Annotated in this window: 22 protein-coding genes, 4 tRNA genes and 1 pseudogene; 6 read left to right on the top strand and 21 right to left on the bottom strand. The window is 47.4% G+C overall.

Going from position 1 to position 18,440, the window contains the following annotated elements:
• Positions 1–218: 218 nt before the first annotated feature.
• The gene (locus tag IJ22_RS05275) at positions 219–806 is read right to left on the bottom strand and encodes an acyltransferase (protein WP_235594257.1); all 588 of its coding nucleotides are present in this window, start codon (positions 804–806) and stop codon (positions 219–221) included.
• A 227-nt stretch (positions 807–1,033) separates the two neighbouring features.
• Positions 1,034–1,207 (bottom strand): hypothetical protein, encoded by a 174-nt coding sequence (locus IJ22_RS26245; RefSeq protein WP_160327346.1) that lies wholly within the window; start codon positions 1,205–1,207, stop codon positions 1,034–1,036.
• A gap of 516 nt (positions 1,208–1,723) precedes the next feature.
• Here IJ22_RS26245 and IJ22_RS25620 point away from each other — a divergent pair.
• Positions 1,724–2,532 (top strand): annotated as a pseudogene (locus tag IJ22_RS25620) (transposase); the annotation flags it as partial.
• Positions 2,533–2,614: 82 nt separating this feature from the next.
• On the opposite strand, the gene IJ22_RS05255 reads toward IJ22_RS25620, so the two are convergent.
• Positions 2,615–2,687: transfer RNA gene (locus tag IJ22_RS05255), tRNA-Val, on the bottom strand.
• Positions 2,688–2,905: 218 nt separating this feature from the next.
• On the opposite strand from IJ22_RS05255, the gene IJ22_RS27140 reads away from it, so the two are divergent.
• Positions 2,906–3,070, top strand: a complete 165-nt coding sequence (locus tag IJ22_RS27140) for a DUF3973 domain-containing protein (RefSeq protein ID WP_137671281.1) — start codon at positions 2,906–2,908, stop codon at positions 3,068–3,070.
• A gap of 13 nt (positions 3,071–3,083) precedes the next feature.
• On the opposite strand, the gene IJ22_RS05250 is transcribed toward IJ22_RS27140, so the two are convergent.
• On the bottom strand, positions 3,084–3,332 hold the full coding sequence (locus IJ22_RS05250; RefSeq protein WP_054820057.1) for a hypothetical protein: 249 nt from the start codon (positions 3,330–3,332) through the stop codon (positions 3,084–3,086).
• A 150-nt stretch (positions 3,333–3,482) separates the two neighbouring features.
• Between IJ22_RS05250 and IJ22_RS26510 the strand changes: the two genes are divergently transcribed.
• Positions 3,483–3,641: a hypothetical protein gene (locus IJ22_RS26510; RefSeq protein WP_171006050.1), complete on the top strand. Its 159-nt coding sequence runs from the start codon at positions 3,483–3,485 to the stop codon at positions 3,639–3,641.
• A 12-nt stretch (positions 3,642–3,653) separates the two neighbouring features.
• Positions 3,654–3,875 carry a DUF2905 domain-containing protein gene (locus tag IJ22_RS05245; protein ID WP_054820058.1) on the top strand — a complete coding sequence of 74 codons (222 nt, stop codon included), beginning with the start codon at positions 3,654–3,656 and terminating at the stop codon, positions 3,873–3,875.
• 452 nt (positions 3,876–4,327) lie between these two features.
• On the opposite strand, the gene IJ22_RS05235 is transcribed toward IJ22_RS05245, so the two are convergent.
• The 6 genes from IJ22_RS05235 to IJ22_RS05210 form a co-directional block, all read right to left on the bottom strand.
• Positions 4,328–4,723: a VOC family protein gene (locus IJ22_RS05235; RefSeq protein ID WP_054820060.1), complete on the bottom strand. Its 396-nt coding sequence runs from the start codon at positions 4,721–4,723 to the stop codon at positions 4,328–4,330.
• Between the two features lie 196 nt (positions 4,724–4,919).
• On the bottom strand, positions 4,920–5,306 hold the full coding sequence (locus IJ22_RS05230; protein ID WP_054820061.1) for a spore germination protein GerPE: 387 nt from the start codon (positions 5,304–5,306) through the stop codon (positions 4,920–4,922).
• Positions 5,307–5,308: 2 nt separating this feature from the next.
• Positions 5,309–5,488, bottom strand: a complete 180-nt coding sequence (locus tag IJ22_RS05225; RefSeq protein WP_054820062.1) for a hypothetical protein — start codon at positions 5,486–5,488, stop codon at positions 5,309–5,311.
• Positions 5,466–6,092 (bottom strand): spore germination protein GerPC, encoded by a 627-nt coding sequence (gene gerPC, locus IJ22_RS05220; RefSeq protein WP_062407758.1) that lies wholly within the window; start codon positions 6,090–6,092, stop codon positions 5,466–5,468. The genes IJ22_RS05225 and gerPC overlap by 23 nt, the downstream gene beginning before the upstream one ends.
• Before the next feature lie 14 nt (positions 6,093–6,106).
• A complete protein-coding gene (locus tag IJ22_RS05215; protein WP_062407756.1) occupies positions 6,107–6,325 on the bottom strand; it encodes a spore germination protein GerPB in 219 nt (72 codons plus the stop codon).
• A 4-nt stretch (positions 6,326–6,329) separates the two neighbouring features.
• On the bottom strand, positions 6,330–6,566 hold the full coding sequence (locus IJ22_RS05210) for a spore germination protein (RefSeq protein WP_054820064.1): 237 nt from the start codon (positions 6,564–6,566) through the stop codon (positions 6,330–6,332).
• A gap of 137 nt (positions 6,567–6,703) precedes the next feature.
• Here IJ22_RS05210 and IJ22_RS05205 point away from each other — a divergent pair, with 137 nt between their 5' ends.
• Positions 6,704–7,177 (top strand): Hsp20/alpha crystallin family protein, encoded by a 474-nt coding sequence (locus IJ22_RS05205; protein ID WP_062407754.1) that lies wholly within the window; start codon positions 6,704–6,706, stop codon positions 7,175–7,177.
• Between the two features lie 88 nt (positions 7,178–7,265).
• On the opposite strand, the gene IJ22_RS05200 is transcribed toward IJ22_RS05205, so the two are convergent.
• The 6 genes from IJ22_RS05200 to IJ22_RS05180 form a co-directional block, all read right to left on the bottom strand.
• Entirely contained in the window at positions 7,266–7,484 is a 219-nt protein-coding gene (locus IJ22_RS05200; RefSeq protein WP_062407752.1) for a spore germination protein, read from the bottom strand.
• Between the two features lie 143 nt (positions 7,485–7,627).
• Positions 7,628–7,713 (bottom strand) — tRNA-Leu (locus IJ22_RS05195).
• A gap of 11 nt (positions 7,714–7,724) precedes the next feature.
• A tRNA-Ile gene (locus IJ22_RS05190) sits at positions 7,725–7,801 on the bottom strand.
• Positions 7,802–7,810: 9 nt separating this feature from the next.
• Positions 7,811–7,887 (bottom strand) — tRNA-Met (locus tag IJ22_RS05185).
• Between the two features lie 70 nt (positions 7,888–7,957).
• The gene (locus IJ22_RS26505; protein ID WP_201023594.1) at positions 7,958–8,122 is read right to left on the bottom strand and encodes a hypothetical protein; all 165 of its coding nucleotides are present in this window, start codon (positions 8,120–8,122) and stop codon (positions 7,958–7,960) included.
• Positions 8,123–8,253: 131 nt separating this feature from the next.
• Positions 8,254–8,808: a phosphatidylglycerophosphatase A gene (locus IJ22_RS05180; RefSeq protein ID WP_062407750.1), complete on the bottom strand. Its 555-nt coding sequence runs from the start codon at positions 8,806–8,808 to the stop codon at positions 8,254–8,256.
• Between the two features lie 155 nt (positions 8,809–8,963).
• Here IJ22_RS05180 and IJ22_RS25965 point away from each other — a divergent pair, with 155 nt between their 5' ends.
• On the top strand, positions 8,964–9,152 hold the full coding sequence (locus tag IJ22_RS25965; protein ID WP_145862499.1) for a hypothetical protein: 189 nt from the start codon (positions 8,964–8,966) through the stop codon (positions 9,150–9,152).
• A gap of 129 nt (positions 9,153–9,281) precedes the next feature.
• On the opposite strand, the gene IJ22_RS05170 is transcribed toward IJ22_RS25965, so the two are convergent.
• The 5 genes from IJ22_RS05170 to IJ22_RS05150 all read right to left on the bottom strand — a co-directional run bounded on the left by IJ22_RS05170 (position 9,282) and on the right by IJ22_RS05150 (position 18,439).
• Positions 9,282–11,009, bottom strand: coding sequence for a hypothetical protein (locus tag IJ22_RS05170; protein WP_145862498.1), 1,728 nt, complete (start codon positions 11,007–11,009; stop codon positions 9,282–9,284).
• A gap of 31 nt (positions 11,010–11,040) precedes the next feature.
• Complete coding sequence (locus IJ22_RS05165) at positions 11,041–12,294, bottom strand: efflux RND transporter periplasmic adaptor subunit (protein WP_062407747.1); 1,254 nt, start codon at positions 12,292–12,294, stop codon at positions 11,041–11,043.
• Positions 12,295–12,345: 51 nt separating this feature from the next.
• Positions 12,346–15,453: an efflux RND transporter permease subunit gene (locus IJ22_RS05160; protein WP_062407745.1), complete on the bottom strand. Its 3,108-nt coding sequence runs from the start codon at positions 15,451–15,453 to the stop codon at positions 12,346–12,348.
• Between the two features lie 84 nt (positions 15,454–15,537).
• Entirely contained in the window at positions 15,538–16,047 is a 510-nt protein-coding gene (locus IJ22_RS05155; protein ID WP_054819954.1) for a GbsR/MarR family transcriptional regulator, read from the bottom strand.
• A 223-nt stretch (positions 16,048–16,270) separates the two neighbouring features.
• On the bottom strand, positions 16,271–18,439 hold the full coding sequence (locus IJ22_RS05150) for a hypothetical protein (protein ID WP_062407743.1): 2,169 nt from the start codon (positions 18,437–18,439) through the stop codon (positions 16,271–16,273).
• Position 18,440 lies beyond the last annotated feature (1 nt).

Below are 18,440 nucleotides of genomic sequence, written 5' to 3'. Positions count from 1 at the left end.
ACCTCATACGGGCAATACGCACGCCCTAGTCGGATGTGTGCAAGTGAAACTTTGGTTTGCATCCGACGTAAGAGGTATGATCTTGCAACCACCGCTGCACCTCCGAAAAAAATAAGAACACTCGCCCGTTAACTCCGAGCAGGTGTTCTTATTAGTAAGCCTATGGACTTTATTAGTTAAAGATTGCACACGGGTTTCGTGTGGATCATTAAGTAGTCTTACAACCAGTGTATATTGCTTTTGACTACTTTCGCAGGAACTCCAGCTACAACGGAATTTGGAGGAACATCTCTTGTAACCAGTGCTCCGGCTGCAATAACCGCCCCGTCACCAATAGTTACTCCCTTTAAGATGGTTGCTTTACATCCAATCCAAACCTTATTTCCAATAGTTACAGACGCTGTATCACTATTCCCTTCAATTGAATGATAATCCGTGTCCATTATAGTAACATCCCACGAAATCGCACAATCGCTACCTATTGTAACATTGTCCTTACACATAATTTCTGTTCTGCGATTAATATAAGTACGGTCCCCAATTGAAATAACGGCGTGGTCGGTATCTAGGTAAAAACCTACATTATGGTATAGCAGTACATTATCACCTAAAATCAGCTTAGAATTTTTCCTTGCCGATACTTTTACTTTCCCCGCTACACGCAGAAATTCACCGCATTGTTCCGTTTTTTTCCTAAATAAAAATCCCTTCATTAGCCTGACAATCAACACTGGCAATGATTTTAGGGATTTTTTACTGCTAAAGATATTTTCTTTTTTAGGGTAAATACTTCCGATAGCTGGCATACTCCCACCGCCTCAACCTATGATTATCTATATAAAGTAAATTTTATAGGAATCCGCGTCGATTTTCCACTAATTTTTTCCTTTCATGGTTATAGACTAGACACCGTTTGTACGAATCTTTGCAGAAGACCACTCTTCGCCCTTTTTCCGGGCATAAAAAATACCCCGGATCGGCTCGGGGTTGAGTCTTAATAATATCCCTATAAATCTCCCAATGGTGAAATCCATCACTGTTGCCGTGTCATCAAGGTATAACCCTTTCCTTCACATTCATCGCAATTAATAAAAACGTCTAATGCGCCAGTACCGCCGCAAGCTTTACAAATTATCATGTTTTCCTTGTCGGTGTCAGGTTTCTTACCTATAAACCATTCTACAAACCACTCTTTTATCTTAGTCATAACGCTGCTCCGAGCCAATTGAAAATCCCCCTTGTCATATTACATCTAGAGATTCTCAATCCATTTTAACACCGAGTTGAAAATTTTATATCAATTTGTTATCTAATTATGATCAAATTATTATCAATTTATTACCGAATTTCTTCATCAACAAGCGTGAGGGTAGACATGTTGTTATGTCGCTAAAGATGAGAGAAAACCATAAACGGATAGCTGAGCGTATGGATGGTCAAGCGTGAAGATGTTGGACTGGTATGCTCACATTACACCGTACATGCAGAAGGAAACTGCGGACGCATTCGGGAAATGTTCTTTTCGGCACCAATTGCCATTTGGACGTCTTATGAAAAGTACATAAAAAGCAAAAAAACTTGATTCCTCATTTTCAGGCTGTCGAGAAAGTCTCGATAGCTTTCTTTATACTAAAAAAATTTAATATAGGTAACACATGAACTAGACGGTGAAGAGCATGCTTCGTTCTAATAACGGTAAACAAAATCCTATGAATTTGTATCTATCGAAGATCTCGTTCCTCAAGATCACATGCTTCGCAAGATCGACAAATACATCAGCTTTGAATTCATTAGAGAAAAAGTAAAGCCTCTGTACTGCGAAGATAACGGGAGACCGGCCATTGTTCCTGTGATCCTCTTTAAGATGATCTTTCTCGGCTACTTTTACGGCAATCGTTCGGAGCGGCGCTTAGAACAAGATATTCAAACCAAGCGTATCGTTGGTTTCTTGGTAGTGTTCAAAACTAATTAGCGAAAATTGTTCAAAAGGTCTTGACGGTTACAACAGATCGCGTTCCAGACCACACAACCATTAGTTGGAACCGACGCAAACGGTTCAAGGATACAGCGATCTTCCAAGAGGTGTTCGATGAAATCGTCCTTCAAGCCGTTCAACATCGAATGGTCGGAGGTAGGGTTCTCATCTCAGACTCCACGCATATTAAAGCCAACGCCAACAAACACAAGTTCACGAAACAACAGGTGCTGCAAAACACGAAGGATTACATAGAGGAACTCAACGACGCGGTGGAGGAGGATCGCAAGAATCATGGAAAAAGCTCTAAAACCAAGAGAGGAAGTGATCGAGCATAAGGAAATTAAAGTGAGCAAGACAGATCCCGAAAGTGGCTATATGGTTAGAGAAGGAAAGCCCGAAGGATTTTATTATTTAGACCATCGTACCGTCGATATGAACTACAACATCATTACGGATGTACATGCACTGCTTACGTTGAACGATTGGACCGACAGGTAAAGCGTTTCGGCTTTAAAGTCGAAGCCGTAGCTCTGGATTCGGGTTATTTAACCAATTATCCAAGTAGCTCCTCTATGAAACCACATTATAAATTATCACAAAATAAAAAGCCCTTGAAATACAAGGACTTTTTCTGTATGACCTGTAGTGGGCTCGAACCACTGACCCCCACCCTGTCAAGATGGTGCTCTCCCAGCTGAGCTAACAAGTCATAACATCAAATATTATTTCTGCGTATATAATACCAATCTCATGAGTAAAAGTCAACACTTTTTAGACAGCACTTTTTTTCTTCCGCTCGCCTTTCTATCGTTCCATTTAAATATGAAAAAAATTTAGAAAAATCTATAAAAAAAATGTGTCTTAAATCACAATTTTGGGCATATAATATGTCTATAATTGTCACATCGACGCGAAAGGAGATCATTTATGTACTATTGCATTGCATGTAATAAGGTGCATCCTCCCTTGTCAACAAAGAATGAAATAATTTTTAAGACCGGCTTTCATTACATTAATTCTACTATGTACAGCGCCGGAATATGCAAGGCTGTCCCCGAACCGGAGGAATTGCAAAAATCAGTGACAGCCTAAGCCAGGCAAGCACTCATTCGTTGACGGGAGCTTTCCCGTCTTTTGTATTGTGATTCATCCATACCCGTACGGTTAGTACGATAGTCAAGATCACCAGCCCGGCAAAGCATACAACGCCTGCCGATACATACAGCCAGTCGGAAAGGGTTGGCTGCGGATCCTCCCCGGCACATGCACAGGCCAAGGATGGCTTTACATAGGACATCCCTAACCATAGCAAGGGCAATAGATATATGAACATTTTATACATCTGTCTTTTCATATCGTTTTCCTCTTCTTTTCAAGCGCCAGTACGTTCCTAATAGAGTAGACGGGAGACATCCGACGAAGGTTCCGCATCCAAAAAAGTGGTGTTTTCAACAACCCTTTTCGTGTAAAATAAAGCATATAACCCTTACAGGAGGCAATTTCTATGAAAATTGTGATTTCTGCATCCGAGGCGATGGAAAAGGGAGTATGGATTGAACTGCTCAAGCTTTTCGGCAGAGACAAGGATGAGGATTTTTTGCCTAATGAAGAGTTCATTTTAACAGAAGAACAAGCGGTGCAGTTAAAGCTGATTACAAAATAAGGAGCGGCAAGTATGGATTCGATTCCCAAGCTGTTGATCTGGGGCGGAGTGGTTATGATCGTCGTCGGACTCCTGTGGTCCGTAGGCGGAAAATTTTTGAATCTTGGCCGGCTTCCGGGCGACATTGTCGTGGAGAAAGAGAATGTAAAATTTTATTTTCCGATAGTTACGTGTATTGTGATCAGTGTCGTCTTATCGCTCGGCATGATGGTCATCCGTTGGTTTACAAAATAAGGCGCCCCTTACGGGATGCCTTATGGACATGAAACCTGCTATTTCCGTTTCCCATTCCTTGAACTCCAATCGATGGAGCTATCTTTCGGTTCGGTTATGTTGATATTTTCGTTGCGTACCATCTGAGATAAATCATCGATCGTTTGATCGAGGAGTTCACCCTTGTGTTTGGAAAATAACCGGCGCCTTTCTTTAAGCAGAATCTCCAGTATCAGTTTTTTTTGACTCTTGCTGAACAGCATAACGTTGTTCACCTAGCTTTTAGTTTTTTTCTCAAACGCCATGCACGGCTTTCCTGAGGATCGCTTTACCAATGCCGAAGGCAGGTCGTTCGTCTTGAATCCGTAGAATCGGCAGCCTCTGGGAAAGCCCGGGTCCCATGTCACATAAAAGTATTTACACAAAAAGCAATTTATTCTCTCTTGAACGGCAGCGTTGTCGTTCTTCATGCATCAACTCGAGCGGGTGGATTGAAAGAATTCGATCCATTCTCCATCCGGTCCGTAGAAGAAGAAATATCTTGAACCGTTAGGCAGTGTCGTAATTTCTTGATCGATGAGCTCAACGTCCATCCGGCTAATCCGGGCCCACTCTTCTTCAATGTCATCGACCGTGAATGCAAGGTGATGCACCTTGCCCTCCTGCGGAAGCCCGTCGTTATAGCCTTGAATCAGTTCCAGCTCCGTTTCGCCAGCCTGTCCGAAGCCGAGGAAAGCAAGCTTGATCACTCCATTCGAATGATCCAGCTTATCTTTCAACTCTAATCCGACCACTTCTTTATAGAATCGAACCGAAGTATCGATATCCTTTACCATGACACCGACATGTTCTACCTTTCTGCCTGCCAAGTTATTCCGCTCCTCTCTTCATTCATCCTATTCCCATCTATTATATCATAAATCAACATTAGGCTGGAGTACCGGCGATGCTGTTCACGCCATTTATGAGTCCGCGGCCATATGCTGTTTGGTAGTTTCATCTTCCCGCTTGTTCTGAAACATTACAAAAACAAAAAACAAAGACCCGTTCCCGGGTCTCAAATGTCTACTTTGGCCGTAAGCCGCGGAGCAGCTGCCGGATATGCTTGATTCGGGATTCCGAGCGGATCGATATAATCGATCCAATCTGGACTAAAGAGGATGTGGAAATGGCCAGCACCTCCACATTATTGACATGTATAGCACCTGAAACCTGATGTGTGGACATATGAACTTCACGCGCTTGTCTCGGTACCGGGAGAGGCGCCGAGAAAATCGGGTACGCTTTGAGATTGCCTTCCTTCCCGTGATACGCAGGAATCTCCCGATGAACCGCTAAAGCGAGAGTTACCGGCGAGAAGTCTCCCAGATCCCCTGCATTCAAGGCGGAAGCATAACCGATATTATAAATCATGACCCGGTTTACCACCGAGGTCCTGACCGGGAGCGCCATGCTCATTCCTCCAGAGGCAGCGGTTCGAGAGGCCCGATAATCAGCGACTCCGGCGGGGTATCGAACACACTGGACAAATAGATGACCTGCGTATCGCCTATGAGAAAAACGGACGAACTGGCAACAGCGGTCACCTTCACATTCCCGACGTTAAGCGCCTTATTTTCCACCTTTAGAATCATTCGCAGCGCCCCCCTCTTGATTCATTTTCATTACATACTGCTTCATCGCCAAACGGATATCTCCAATGACTTTATCCGTAATGATCTGCTCCTGCTCCATCGTAAGCACCGCCTGCTTCGGGTCTACCATCGAATCCAAATAATACTCGATCCTCTGTGCGGCTTGCCCTTTTAAATCTCCGATGACAAAATCCGAAAAGTCCTGACCGAACTCCACCCCATACATGGCTTCAAGGTCGGCCAGCTCCTCAGGGCAGGATCGCCGCAAATAATCATAGACCTGTTTCTGAATGCGGGCAAAGGATTCCGATCGGGCTGTATTGGTTCCGATGGCCTGCCCTCCTGCCGTGGCGTCATCCAATGATTGAGCCCCTAAGCCTGTCGGGGACAAGCCTACATTTAATGTGCCTTCCAATGTTTCCACTTTTAATTGGTCGAATTTGTATTCAATCCTTTCGATAGTCACCCCTCGCTGCCCCTTTAGCGAATCCAGTTCTCGTTCAATGAGTTCGATACGTCCCTCCAAATTCCGGATGCGTTCGGTTTGCCACCTCAAATACTCGTTTAACTGATGAAAGTAAGACTCAGGGTAGGATGAATTCATCGAATATTCCTCCGTTAACGGGAAGGTGCAGGAAGAGGCACAAAAGGTACGGCGGACGGAACCGCAAACGTCCCTCCCAATTCAGGAGCAGGTCCGGTAAACCCTCCCGTATTATACAAATTCGCCAAGGCGCGAATCGTTCCGGCTGTTCCGATCTGAACTACGGACGAATTCGTCACCGCGCCGATTCTGAGCTGGTGTATGACGATATTCTGATGAATGGTCAGCTGCATAGAATTAGACGACACCTGCCTTATCCGCCGAGGAAATGTTGGAATCGAATACGTCATTATCATAAGTATTGGTCGAACTGACTACATTGTAGGTTCTTACATTTTCGCCGGTATTAAAAGAACCTGCCCCTGCAAAGGTTTTGGCTATCGTCTTGGGAGCCAATTGGATCGCGTCGCCGATGTGCACTACGGAGCCTGTACCTACACTCACAATCTTAATTGCACCCACGATGGCCGGCATGGCAGCAACACCTTACCCGTTATGGATTTGATTCATTATATGTTCTGATCCCAGAAAGTATGTGTTTTGCTTCGTTATCAAGGTTATCCTTTGCGTTTCACATTCATATACTGAAGCAGTAAGGAGAGTGGATGATCATGGACGAAAACAAAAATAACAACAATTTCTTCGATATAAATTGGAAAAATTTCGAGCAATTTTTTGGCGGGAAGCTGCCTTTTACAGGACCCATGAACCCGGGGAAGGAGAGTGAACCTATGGCATGGGTTGAAAATTATGTAAAGAACGTCATGAAGCAAGCGATGCCGAATATGGATTCCCCTTCACTCAAGCATCATTTTCATACCGAGATTTTTGATACTCACAACAATGTTATTGTGAAAGTCCATGTCCCGGATAAAGCGCAAGCACGCAAGCTGAGGGTTAAGCTGAACCTGAACCAAGTTCGCCTGGAGGGGCTGCCGGACAACAAAACGCAGACCATCCGATTGGCCAGTCTGGTGGTTCCCGAAAGCTGTAAAGCGGTCTATCGAAACGGCATTCTGCAGCTCCACATACGAAAGCAAAGCGCGGAGAACCCTTACCAGGAAATCGATATCCGGTTTACGTAAAATACAAATCAGCGCATCCCGTCCGTTTTCGTTCAGTACGGAGAGATGCGCATCGGACTAACGCTGCATCGCCGGCACGATATGCGGCCTAATTGTTTCCCGCATTATTCGAATCGGCTACATCGGGATCGATCGTATTCGTGAAACTGATCAGCGTAAACGTAGCGCTGAAATCACCAGTATTGCTGCCTCCAGCCCCTGCGTTCGCTTTGGATGTGCTTTTAGGCGTAATTTGCAGGACATCGCCAAATACCAGCTCGCCAGCGTTACCGGTCACTTTAATGGGTGCCAAAATAATCGAAGGCATGGAACCCCTCCTCTTTCATGTGATTATATAAGTATATGAACGAGGGAATGAAAAAACACTCGCCTATAGTAAAAAATTACGAATAAAGGGTTTTGCTTTGGCGATTGCCAAGCAAAACCCTTTATAAAAATCGTTGTAAGAACTGCCGAAGACCGGACTCGAACCGGTACGGTAGTCACCTACCGCAGGATTTTAAGTCCTGTGCGTCTGCCAATTCCGCCACTCCGGCAAGATCATATTTGGTGGGCCCTGAGGGACTCGAACCCCCGACCAATCGGTTATGAGCCGACCGCTCTAACCAACTGAGCTAAGGGCCCTGGTGTATTTGGTTGCGGGGGCAGGATTTGAACCTGCGGCCTTCGGGTTATGAGCCCGACGAGCTACCGGGCTGCTCCACCCCGCGCTATTGTTTCGCTTACGACAGCGACAAAATTAAATATACACCAAATAAATCGTTGAAGTCAAGCATAAAATTATACCATATACCTTACGCCAAAACGCCCTTTTTTGGATCGAAACACCTCTACCTCCGTAGGACATTCATAACCGTAAATCCACCAGTCTTCTTCCATCCGCTTGGCCAAGCAGCCGGCCTGAAATTTACTGTCGTACAATTTCACCCAATAAATCCAGTTCATTGTCCTCACTCCGCTTGATGTAGATGAAAAATAAAGTTCTGTTAATAGCTTAACCAAAATAAGTTGCCTTATTTTAAGGAAGTCTCTCCAAAATATAACAAGTATAACGAGGCGCGATGCAAGACATGTAGTTAGCTGACCTGCTCTTCCGAATCGGTGCCAGGGTCATGAACAACCATTTCCCGTTCATCGTCATCACGCTTATGATGAGCGATCCTGCTGGAAGCGGATGCGGCTATGCTGGCCACAAGATCGTCGAGAAAGGTATGAACGCCAAAGCCCGCTTTGATATCGAGATTCCGGATGATTCCGACTTTATGCTTATCCAGGTGCCCGAAGGTGGTGAAAGCGATGCTCCCGTAGCCGAACACCGAGCCAATCGCAAGCGTTTCATCACAGCCGAACAGTCCGTCGTCGGATAAAATAATGGATAGAAGCGGCTCGCTCAGCAGCCCTTTCTCCGCCAGTACGTCCAGCTCAATGCCCACCAAGACGGCATGCTGCAGCTCCCGCTTTTGCAAAACCGCATGAACGGACTCTATACACGTCTGCAGCGTTAAGCCGGGATCATAAGACAGCTGGATTTCCCTGACGATCAGAGCGATGTCTTCAATAGTGACTCCGCGTTCTTCCAGCTTCTGATATACCGCGGCTTTGACTTCCTTGCTGTGTACCTGACGTCTCATGGCAATAGCCTCCTTTTCTCCAATAGGATGTCCGTATCATATTATGTAAACGTTTGAATGCTGGTGTGGACGAACTGCTATTTCTGTTATTTTCCATTTTTCTTTTGGATAGATGGACCGGAAGCCATTATAATGTAAGCAAAGGTGGGATTGATATGTTCTATGGCATTGCCGTCTTTCCGTCAACCGAAATCCGTGAATTCGCGGACCTTTACCGCAGAAGGTACGATCCCCATTTTCCGTTGCTTAAACCGCATCTTACCCTGCGGGAAAAAGAAGCCTGGGACAAGCCTCCGGCTTCCTTCAGATTTCGCCTCGCGGCGGACACTCTTGCCCTTGGCTAATGGTAGGCGCTGCCAGCCCCCATTTCGGACTTTCACCGTAGAGATGACGCCCATGCTGGGCGTACACAGCAAGACGAAAGGCGGCCTGTAGAAGGCCGCCTTTCGCCGGAAATGAAATATAAAGTCGGATTATTGCTTGAATACGCCAAGCAGACGTTTACCTTCTGCACCTGTCTCTGTGGTAAACACTTCATAGATGCGAACGGATAACGGGTAACCAAACTGCTCGGAATTGCCGCTGAAGGTAAAGTTGTTTTCTCCGTTTACAATCCGGTTCGAACCGATGAAAGGAGCGGTTGCCGTTCCGAGTAAACGGTCTAAATTATCATAAAGCTCAAACTGCAAATGAGAGAAGCTCGGATCGATCTGAACCTGCTGCTGACGCTCGATATCAAAGAAAAATTTGGCTTTGTAGGAATGCGTAAGCGTCGTCGAGTTATACAGCGCGCTGATATTCCAGCTGCTTACCTTCACATCGAACGGATAAACACTAAATTGGTTTTGCTCGTTTTCGGGTTGAAGCGTCACATTATAAGTTGCGATGGTTGTTTTATACGGAGCTGCCGTCTTGGCGTCCAATACTCGGAGCGCCAGTCCTTTGCCCGTCTCGGAGAATGGCACCGTATACTGGAAGCTGACCGTAATCGACGAATTCGGCAGGACCGAAGGCGTGCTGATGCTCTGCTTGCTGCCGCTGTACTGGTATCCGTCCGCGCTCATGATTTCGGATTGGAAATTCGGTACGGCGATCGGACGGTCGCTCTTGTTCGTCAGCTTAAATTTGGCCGTGACGTTCTTGGAGCCTTCCTCTTTATTCTCATGCATGTTCAGTTCAACGACGGATACTTCCATATCCGGGTGAATCAAGGTGCTCAGGCTGTCAAATTTCATCGGCGCACCGAGCGTGTAAGCCTCATGGTTATTGATGTTTCCTTGGTTCGGAAGCAGAATGTTCAGGCGTCCCACGTTGTAGGTCACCTTCTCTCCCGGTCCCCCTGCCCCGCCCTGGGCAAACGACTCGGGAGTCAGAAGGTTTAAGCTGGTGAGTACGGCATCCTGATCAACGGGAATGGAGTAATGGATATATTTTTTTTCTTTCGCTTCCAAGGCAACGATCCCCTGCTCTACCCGGCTGCCGGAGTAAATCTTGCCGTCCGTTTTACCGTCGATAACAAAATCAGGGACGATCTCTCTTTTGTCCGCCGGATTGTAAGCCAAAAGCTGTACGACGTAGAATGTACCCTCCTTGGTCGATTCTTTGTTGATGCCTACCGGTGTATATTGAATCGGAGAGATCACCGACGGAATCACGAAGGAGTCCGACCATTTTTTGACGGCCGCGGGATCCGTAATCGGCGTATCGCTTCCTTTCCACGTTTCTCCTTGAATCGGAGCGGCTGCGATCAGCGTCTCCTTCTTTGGATAGACATACACGTCTACATCCGTCCAGTTGACCTCGGTTAAGCTGACGCTGTCGGTCCGGTCGATAACCGTCATGTAGCTCAGCTCGGTATTGGCTTTCGGTTGAATCGCTTTGGCATTGGAGGCGCTAGGCTGCAGCGTATATTCAATGCCTTCGCTTGTCTTCACGCGAAGCTCGTATTCCGGAACTCTCGTTACGGCATTGCCGTTGTTCTTCATCCGGATGACGACACCCAGACGCGTCCCTTCCTGTACGCGTTCGTTCAATACGCTTTTGACCTCGACATCCAAGACCTGGGTCAATTTGTATGTAACGGCCGTCTGTGCGCTGACGGCGGGTTCTGAAGCCTCGGCCGCTAAAGCGGAGTAACCGGTGCTTATCATCGAGGCGGTAATTACAACAGATGCTACGGTTTTCTTCAGCTTGTGTTTCACTTGGGTTTCCTCCTGTCAAGTCTGATGTCGGTTATTTAGCCAACTGTACTTTTTCTTTGTCCTTTAATTGGTTTTGTCCAGATACGATCAGTTGTTCACCCTCACTGACGCCGGAGAGGACTTCCTGGAATGTATCGTTTACTCGTCCAAGCGACACCTTCCGCTTCTCCACCTGGTCGCCAACGAGAATAAACACAAAGGTTTCTCCGCCTTCACGCACAACACTGAGCGAAGGTACGGTGACAACCATCTGTTCGCTTTCCTCCGTAAGCAGAATTTGTGCCTTCATCCCCGGTTTCAGCTTACGGTCGCCATTGGGAACCTCCAATTCCAGTGTAAACGACTTCGATTGAGAGCTCATCACGTCGGCTAAGTAGCTCACCTTGGCTTTCGTATGATCCAACGTGCCCGGTATATAGAAGGTAAGCTCTGTCTTGCCCCTTACCAGCTTAGCCATTTCTTCCGTCAGCTCCGCCTTGATTTTGATCGGGTCAAGCTGCTGTACCTGGGCCGCACGGAACCCTCCATTCAAGTACATACCGACCTCGATAGGAAGATCCGTCAGTACACCGCTGACGGTGGCCTTCACTTCCATATTCTCGAGGGTGCGGTCGATCTCGCGGATGGATAAGTTCGATGTTTGGACAGCCTGTTCGAGCTGAGCCAACGAATTCGTGCTTTCAAGTGTTTTCAGCTTATTCTGACTGCTCTCCAGATCAAGGCGCAGGTTGTTAAGCTGCGACTCCATTTGCTCCAGCTGGAATTTGGTCACAAGCCCCATATCATAATCGTTGCGCATCTTGTTATAATCTTTTTCCATATCTTTGATGGACTGTTCAAGCTTCTTGATTCCGTTTTGCAGGTCCAGCTTGGAATCCGCCAAATCTTGACGAGCTTTGGCGATTTGCTGTTGAGCCGTGGCCAAAGCGATTTGTGTCTTTTCCTTTTGAATTAATACATCCGTAGGATCAAGCCGGAAAATCACCTCGCCTTTATTCACCATGTCGCCGCGTTTTTTCAGAATTTCCTTTACGTCGCCGCCCGCTTTGGTGACAATATCCATCTGTATGGAAGAGATGACGTCGGCCACTTGTTCCATAGGCTCACTGATTTTTCTCTTCTCGATGGGCGCCGCCCTTACGGTCTTCAATTGGGCTTCCGCCGTATTCGCCGTAGCATCCGCCGGGGGCTGAGAAGAACAACCCGTAAGGAGAGCCGCGCTGATGACAACAGCCCCCGCTATTTTGGTGCTATGTTTGACTGTATGATTCCATGTCCGATTCATTTGTGCCGATTCTCCTTTTCCTTTATCTATCGATACCGATCGCAGGTTGAATTAAGGTGCGACGGATTCTGTCTTCATAGCGACAGCCTGTTTCTTGTTCCGCCTGAACAATCTGCTTACTCGCTGCTTGGCTCCATCCACCAACTCATACATGACAGGCACCACAACCAGAGTCAGGATGGTAGAAGTCGTCAGACCTCCAATCACGACAACGGACAACCCTTTGGAAATAAGCCCTCCCTCAGCTGCTCCAAAGGCCATAGGCAGCATGGCGGTTATCGTAGCTCCGGCAGTCATAATAATCGGGCGAAAACGGCTTACTCCTCCTTCTATCAATGAATCGCGAATGGAATGCCCCGCCTCTACATTTTGCTGAACGCGGTCGACCAATACGATGGCATTCGTAACCACCACCCCGATCAGCATAAGAAATCCGATCAAAGATGTGATATTGATCGTTTCTCCGGTTAGCAAAAGCGCTATAAATCCGCCAATAGCGGCAAGCGGAAGCGAGAACAGGATAACGAATGGCGCGCTTGCGTTCCCAAAGGCGATAACCATGATCAGATAAACGATGCCGATGGCCGCGGCCATGGCAACAACCATATCACTAATCGTTTTTTGGATGTCGTCGCTAACCCCCTGAACTTCGGTCCGTACGCCGTTGGGAAGCTCAATGGTTCGCAGCGCCGCACTCACTTTATTGCTGACGCCGCCTTTGTCCTTGCTTTCGATCGAAGCCGTGATTCTTACATATTGTTCCTGATTTTCACGGGTAATGTTGGCCGGTGAATCGATTTGACGGACTTGAGCCACTTCATTCAAATAGACCGTAGAACCTCTCGGCGTCTTAATCTGGAGTTGGCCAATTTTATCCACCGAGTCTTTGAAATCGTCATCGAGCATGATCTTCGTATTAAATACGGTGTTGTCGAATCTGAGGTCACCGATACTGTCTTTGGACAGCCAGCTTCGGATATTCTCCAGAATTTGCCCGGAAGACAAGTCGTACAAACGCGCTTTGTTTTGATCGACCCTGATCTCCAGCTCCGTTTTTTTATCGCTTAAGCTGTCCTCGATCTCCGTCAGCTCCGGAAATTCGCGCATTTTTTCTTTGACTAATTCGGCTCCGATCATCAGTTGATCCAGATCGTCGCCTTTCAGCATGTAAATAAAATCCGATCCTGTTTGTGCGCCGCCCGATTCCGTCAAATTACCGGTAACCTCGGAGCCTTGCGGCATCATCTCTGCAATCTTGACCTTCATTTCTTCCAAAAGCTGTTTCGTATCGGAAGCTTCGGATGCTTTGGCCATAATCGAGGTTTTATAAGCGATCCTTTCCTCCCCGTAGTCAAAACCGACCATGGTGTTCACATAGGTAAAGGCCGGCTCATTGTTCGGATCCTTGGCGGCCAGAAGCATATTCTCCACTTCCTTAGCCTTTAAATCCATCGTTTCAAAGGACGTCCCGCGCGGCATCTCCATGGAAAACTGCACTTCTTTTGCCGTACTGCTTTCCGGTATAAACTCATATCCCATGAATGGAACCGTTCCGCCAATGGTCAGGATAAACAAAAGAAAGGAAGCAAAAACGGTTTTCTTTGGATTATCAAGGGTCCAGGAAAGAACCTTTTTATATCGGGTCATAAACTTTCCGTTGTTCGGTTCCTCATGGTGTTTAAGCTTCTGGTGGTTCAGTACCAGCAGTTTGGCCAGCATGGGAATGACGGTCAAAGCGACAACCAGCGAAGACAGAAGCGCCACCGCTATTGTAATGGCAAACGGTCTGAACACTTCACCTACGATCCCGCCTACAAAAGCAACCGGAACAAAAACGCCGGCTGTCGCCAAAGTCGACGAGGTGATGGCGGAAGCCACCTGGGATGTCGCATGCTTGATGACCGATTCGTTGCGTTCATGCGTCTTTACCAGTTCACTGTAAATATTCTCGATAACGACGATGCTGTCGTCCACTACCCGGCCTATGGCTATAGTCAGCCCACCCAGGGTCATGATGTTCAAGGTAATATCCAAAGGCACCATAACAAGCAGCGTAATTAAAATGGATAATGGGATAGAGACCAAAACAATGATCGTCATACGAATATTTTTTAAAAACAGCAGGATCATGAGCGAGGCAAACAGAGCACCCAGAACCGCTTTCTCCAACATGCCGTTGATCGACTTTTTGACTTCGTTGGCCTGGTTCATGATCGGGGTGAATTTCACATTAGGAAATTCCTTCTCCCAATTGGCGATCAGACCTTCGACTTTGCTGACAAATTCAACGGTATTCGCGTCTTTCGCTTTATAGAGCGTCAAGCCGATCGAAGGCTCGCCGTTCAATCTGGACAAGAATGTCGACTCGGAAATGGCTTCGACTTTAGCAATGTCCTTCAGCAGTACCGTATTGCCGTCCGTCGTATTGATTTTCATATTTTCAAGAGCATAGATGGAGTTCAAATCGCTTCGGACGCGCACCATTTGCGTATTGCCGTTAATATCAACGGAACCAGCGGGGCTTGTCGTAAGGGCGGCACGGATGCTTTGCGATACCTGAGCCGGGGTCAAGCCGTAGTTAATGAGCGCATTCATATTCAATTTCATATTCAGGGTAGCTTCCTGATTCCCCACGGCGTCCAGCCGGTCGATCCCGTCAAGTGTGCTCAAGGTGGGATCGATGATATCGTTGTAAATCCGATCGAGATCAGACTGATTTACCCCGTTTTGACCGCTCATCGCCAGAAAGTAGACCGGGATCGAGCTAAAGCCGAATTTGGCCACCTTGGGTTCGGAAGCGCCTTGTGGAAGGCTGACATTGGAAAGCATGCCTTCGATATCCCGCTTGGCTTCATCAGGATCCCGCCCGTTTTCCAGCTCGACTTGAATGGTCGAAAAATTGTCAGCGGAGGTCGAAGTAATTTTTTTGAGTCCTTCCAAACCGACGATCGCCTTCTCCAAAGGCTTGGTCACATCCTCCATCACGTCTCTGGGAGGTGCGACATACGTCGTGCTGACAAAAACCATGGGCAGCGAGATATCCGGCATTGTTTCCTGATTAATGGTTACAGCGGCATATCCGCCCCCGACGAACAACATCGCGCAAATGATGATGACGGCTGCGACGTTCTTCATGGAAAAACTCGATAAATGATTCATCTCTCTACTCCTCCATTACGATTGCTGACTACTTAGACGAGTTTTTTTCTGTATCCCCTTCAATAATACACCTGTTATTTCACATTATAGCTGCTCCCTTATCCGAACCCATTCTTCCTCAATGCCTTCGAGCCGCGACATGACCAGCCGATACATCGCCGCGCTCTCAATAAAACGGCGTTTGGTTACTTGAAAAGAAGCTTGCTCTTCCTCCGTCACATTATCGATTTGGGATAAAATCGAAAGTGACTCATCCACCTGCTTTGTGATGGACTCCACTTTATGCCGCATCGTGCGCAGCGTGATCGTACTAAAATCTTCAGCGATGTAATAGTAATCCTTGCGGTCGTTGCCGGTAGGTATTTTCTGGCACATACAGTGCTTCTCCAAAGCGCGGACCTGGACGCTGACAGCTGCCTTCGTCACTCCGAGCTCATCGGCCATTTCCTGCAGACTCAAAGGCTCAGCAGCGAAAAGCAGCAGCGCGAAAATTCTTCCGACCAAGGGACTGAAACCGTCCGTCTCAAAGGAAAGAGACAGATGATTGCTTGCGGCCTGCTTTAGTTCAGCAAAGCTTTGTGGCTTAGAATTCATGATAATCTCCTCGGTTATCTATGTAATTATCGTTAAGAATGTTGTTAACGATATAAACATGATAAACATAAGATATCCTGCAAAACCTGTCAATGCTTTCAAAGCAAAATTAACCAAACGTTCATAATCACCCTGTGTCTTCATATAAAACCGTCCCCGCATTGCAATGATCGGCTGTGTCAGGGACGGCTTAAAGCTTTTTAATACAGATATATAGGAAGATCTATTTTATCGTTTCAAACCATAGGACCTGCTTCGAGGCGAGCAGCTTCTTCTGACCCTTAAAGGAATCGTAGATATTGAGTTTGTAACCCTTCAGAAATTGAACCTGATATATGATTTCGCTGTCCTGCTTCGTTATCTCTACATTCAAATGCTTACCGAGCTGCAGCCTGTCTGCCGCTCCGCTCGAGGAATCTCCTTCAGCCGCTTCTTCAAAAGCAAACTCCTTGGTGAAATTGAGTTTATCCTCGTCGTCTTTGATCTCAATGATTAACTTTCGGCCTTCCATGTTCGAGACGAGCAGCAAATCCTTGGACATCTCATAATCGAACTTCAGCTTCAGCCCCGTCTGATCGATTTGCGGCTTGATATTGCTGAGCGACAGCTTATAAGGAGCCAGATCGATGTCTTTGAAATGATCCTGAACCGTCTGATTTTCCTGAGGGAGCCAGAAGGCCGCCGCATTCACGTAGGCATCCGGCTTTTTGCCGATTTCCGTAAGCTGATCCTCTGTGACCGCATCACCGATCATCACATGCGTTCCGGTGATCGGGAACGTTTTGGGAACGTTGCTGGACAGCATCAAAAGCGCCGTGCCTCCCGGATTGACCTTGCTCTTGATCTCCGTCACGGCTGCGGGATATACGGTTCCGTCCACCGTTTTGATATGGGCGACCAACTGGGCGATATCCGTGAAACGCTTCTCCAGATTTTTCACTTCAAGCATCACCGCAAAGGTATTCGCCGTATCTCCGATGTACGTTCTGATTTCCCGAACCTTATAGCTTGCGCTTCTTCCCACGCTTGTCACATGATGAGCTTCGCCTATGTTGTTATACGTTACGTTCATCAGCTCCGCACGATGTACGAATTCCAGCAAATCGTCCGTCTGCGCCGCTCCTCCGTTTTGGGCATCATCGGCAGCGGTCTTTTCCTGAAGTATCAGCTTCACCTCACCGAATTCGTAGGTATACGGAATTTTGCCGATAAACTGGAACTGCGCCGATGCGCCCGGAGCCAAACCTATCACTTTATCCGTCCTGATCAGCTTCGCCTCCACCTTCACCGCGCCGTCGAGCATAAAGTATCCCGCCATGTCCGGGATCGGCAGCGATTCCGGACCGTTGTTGGAGAGCGTGAATCCGGCGGTCAAAATGTCCTGATCCTCCCAAGGCAAACGCTGCACGGTATTCAGCCGGGCCGTATAGGTTCCCTTTTTGTTCGAAAAGTGATATTCTTTGCCCGTGTCTACACTGTCCGCCTCCGATACCGGAGGCAGCGCAAAATACGCAATCGGCAGGTTCAGCTTCACATCGGCCGCATGCTGAATGATCACCAGCTGCCAGTTCTCCGGCTTCACGGAAACAGGTACGGAGCCGGACAGTTCAATCTCCTTGTCCACCTGCGGATTAATCGTGAGATCCTTGATTCCTTTGGCCTCCAAAGGATACATATATCCTTCGCTTGTGCGAAGCAAATACTGATACCCGGGAACCACCGCGCTTCGGGCGCCAATGTTTTCCATATTCATCACAATCGTGGGCGTATAGTTTTTTTCGTTTTTGCTCAGCAGCACTTTCTTGATGGATGTCTTGACCGGATTGCCGGCAATCTGGATCGTATGAGCCCCGCCTGCTGCCGTTACGATGCTGTAGTTTGCCGGAACGGCCACTTCGCCGATTTTGCGTTCGAAGTTGGTCTGTGAGAAATCCCATTTGATGAATTCGAAAATAAGGTCTTTTAGCCCGGTCGTTTCATTGACGCTGGCATAGAAGCTGATGTCCTGGCTGGACTTTGGTGTGATCCGGTTTTTGTCTTTATCCTGCGGCAGTACACGAACCGAGATTTGATTGCCGGTCTTCGTCTTCAGCCGGACCCAATAATCGATAAACAACAGGTCGCTGGACCCTACGTTGTTGACCGTAACGGTAAACGTTACCGTATTGCCGCCTTGCTCGGGCAGCATAGTCACATTCTTCAACTCAAAAAAATTGCCGCCCCCGATGTCAACCTTGCCCAGCACCGGTGCGCTTCCAATGGAGATCACGGCGTCGCTGCCGGGAGGAGGCGTACCGCCGTCCGCCGCAAAGGCGGGAACGGCGGAGCTGAGCATAAGTGCGGCTGCCAGAAGAAGTATGCATGATTTCGTTCGCTTGGATTTCCGGTTCATC

The sequence above is a fragment of the Paenibacillus naphthalenovorans genome, from assembly GCF_001465255.1.
Taxonomy (GTDB): domain Bacteria; phylum Bacillota; class Bacilli; order Paenibacillales; family NBRC-103111; genus Paenibacillus_G; species Paenibacillus_G naphthalenovorans.
The sequence above is the reverse complement of the archived record's forward strand: the minus strand, read 5'-3'. Positions and strand labels throughout refer to the sequence as shown.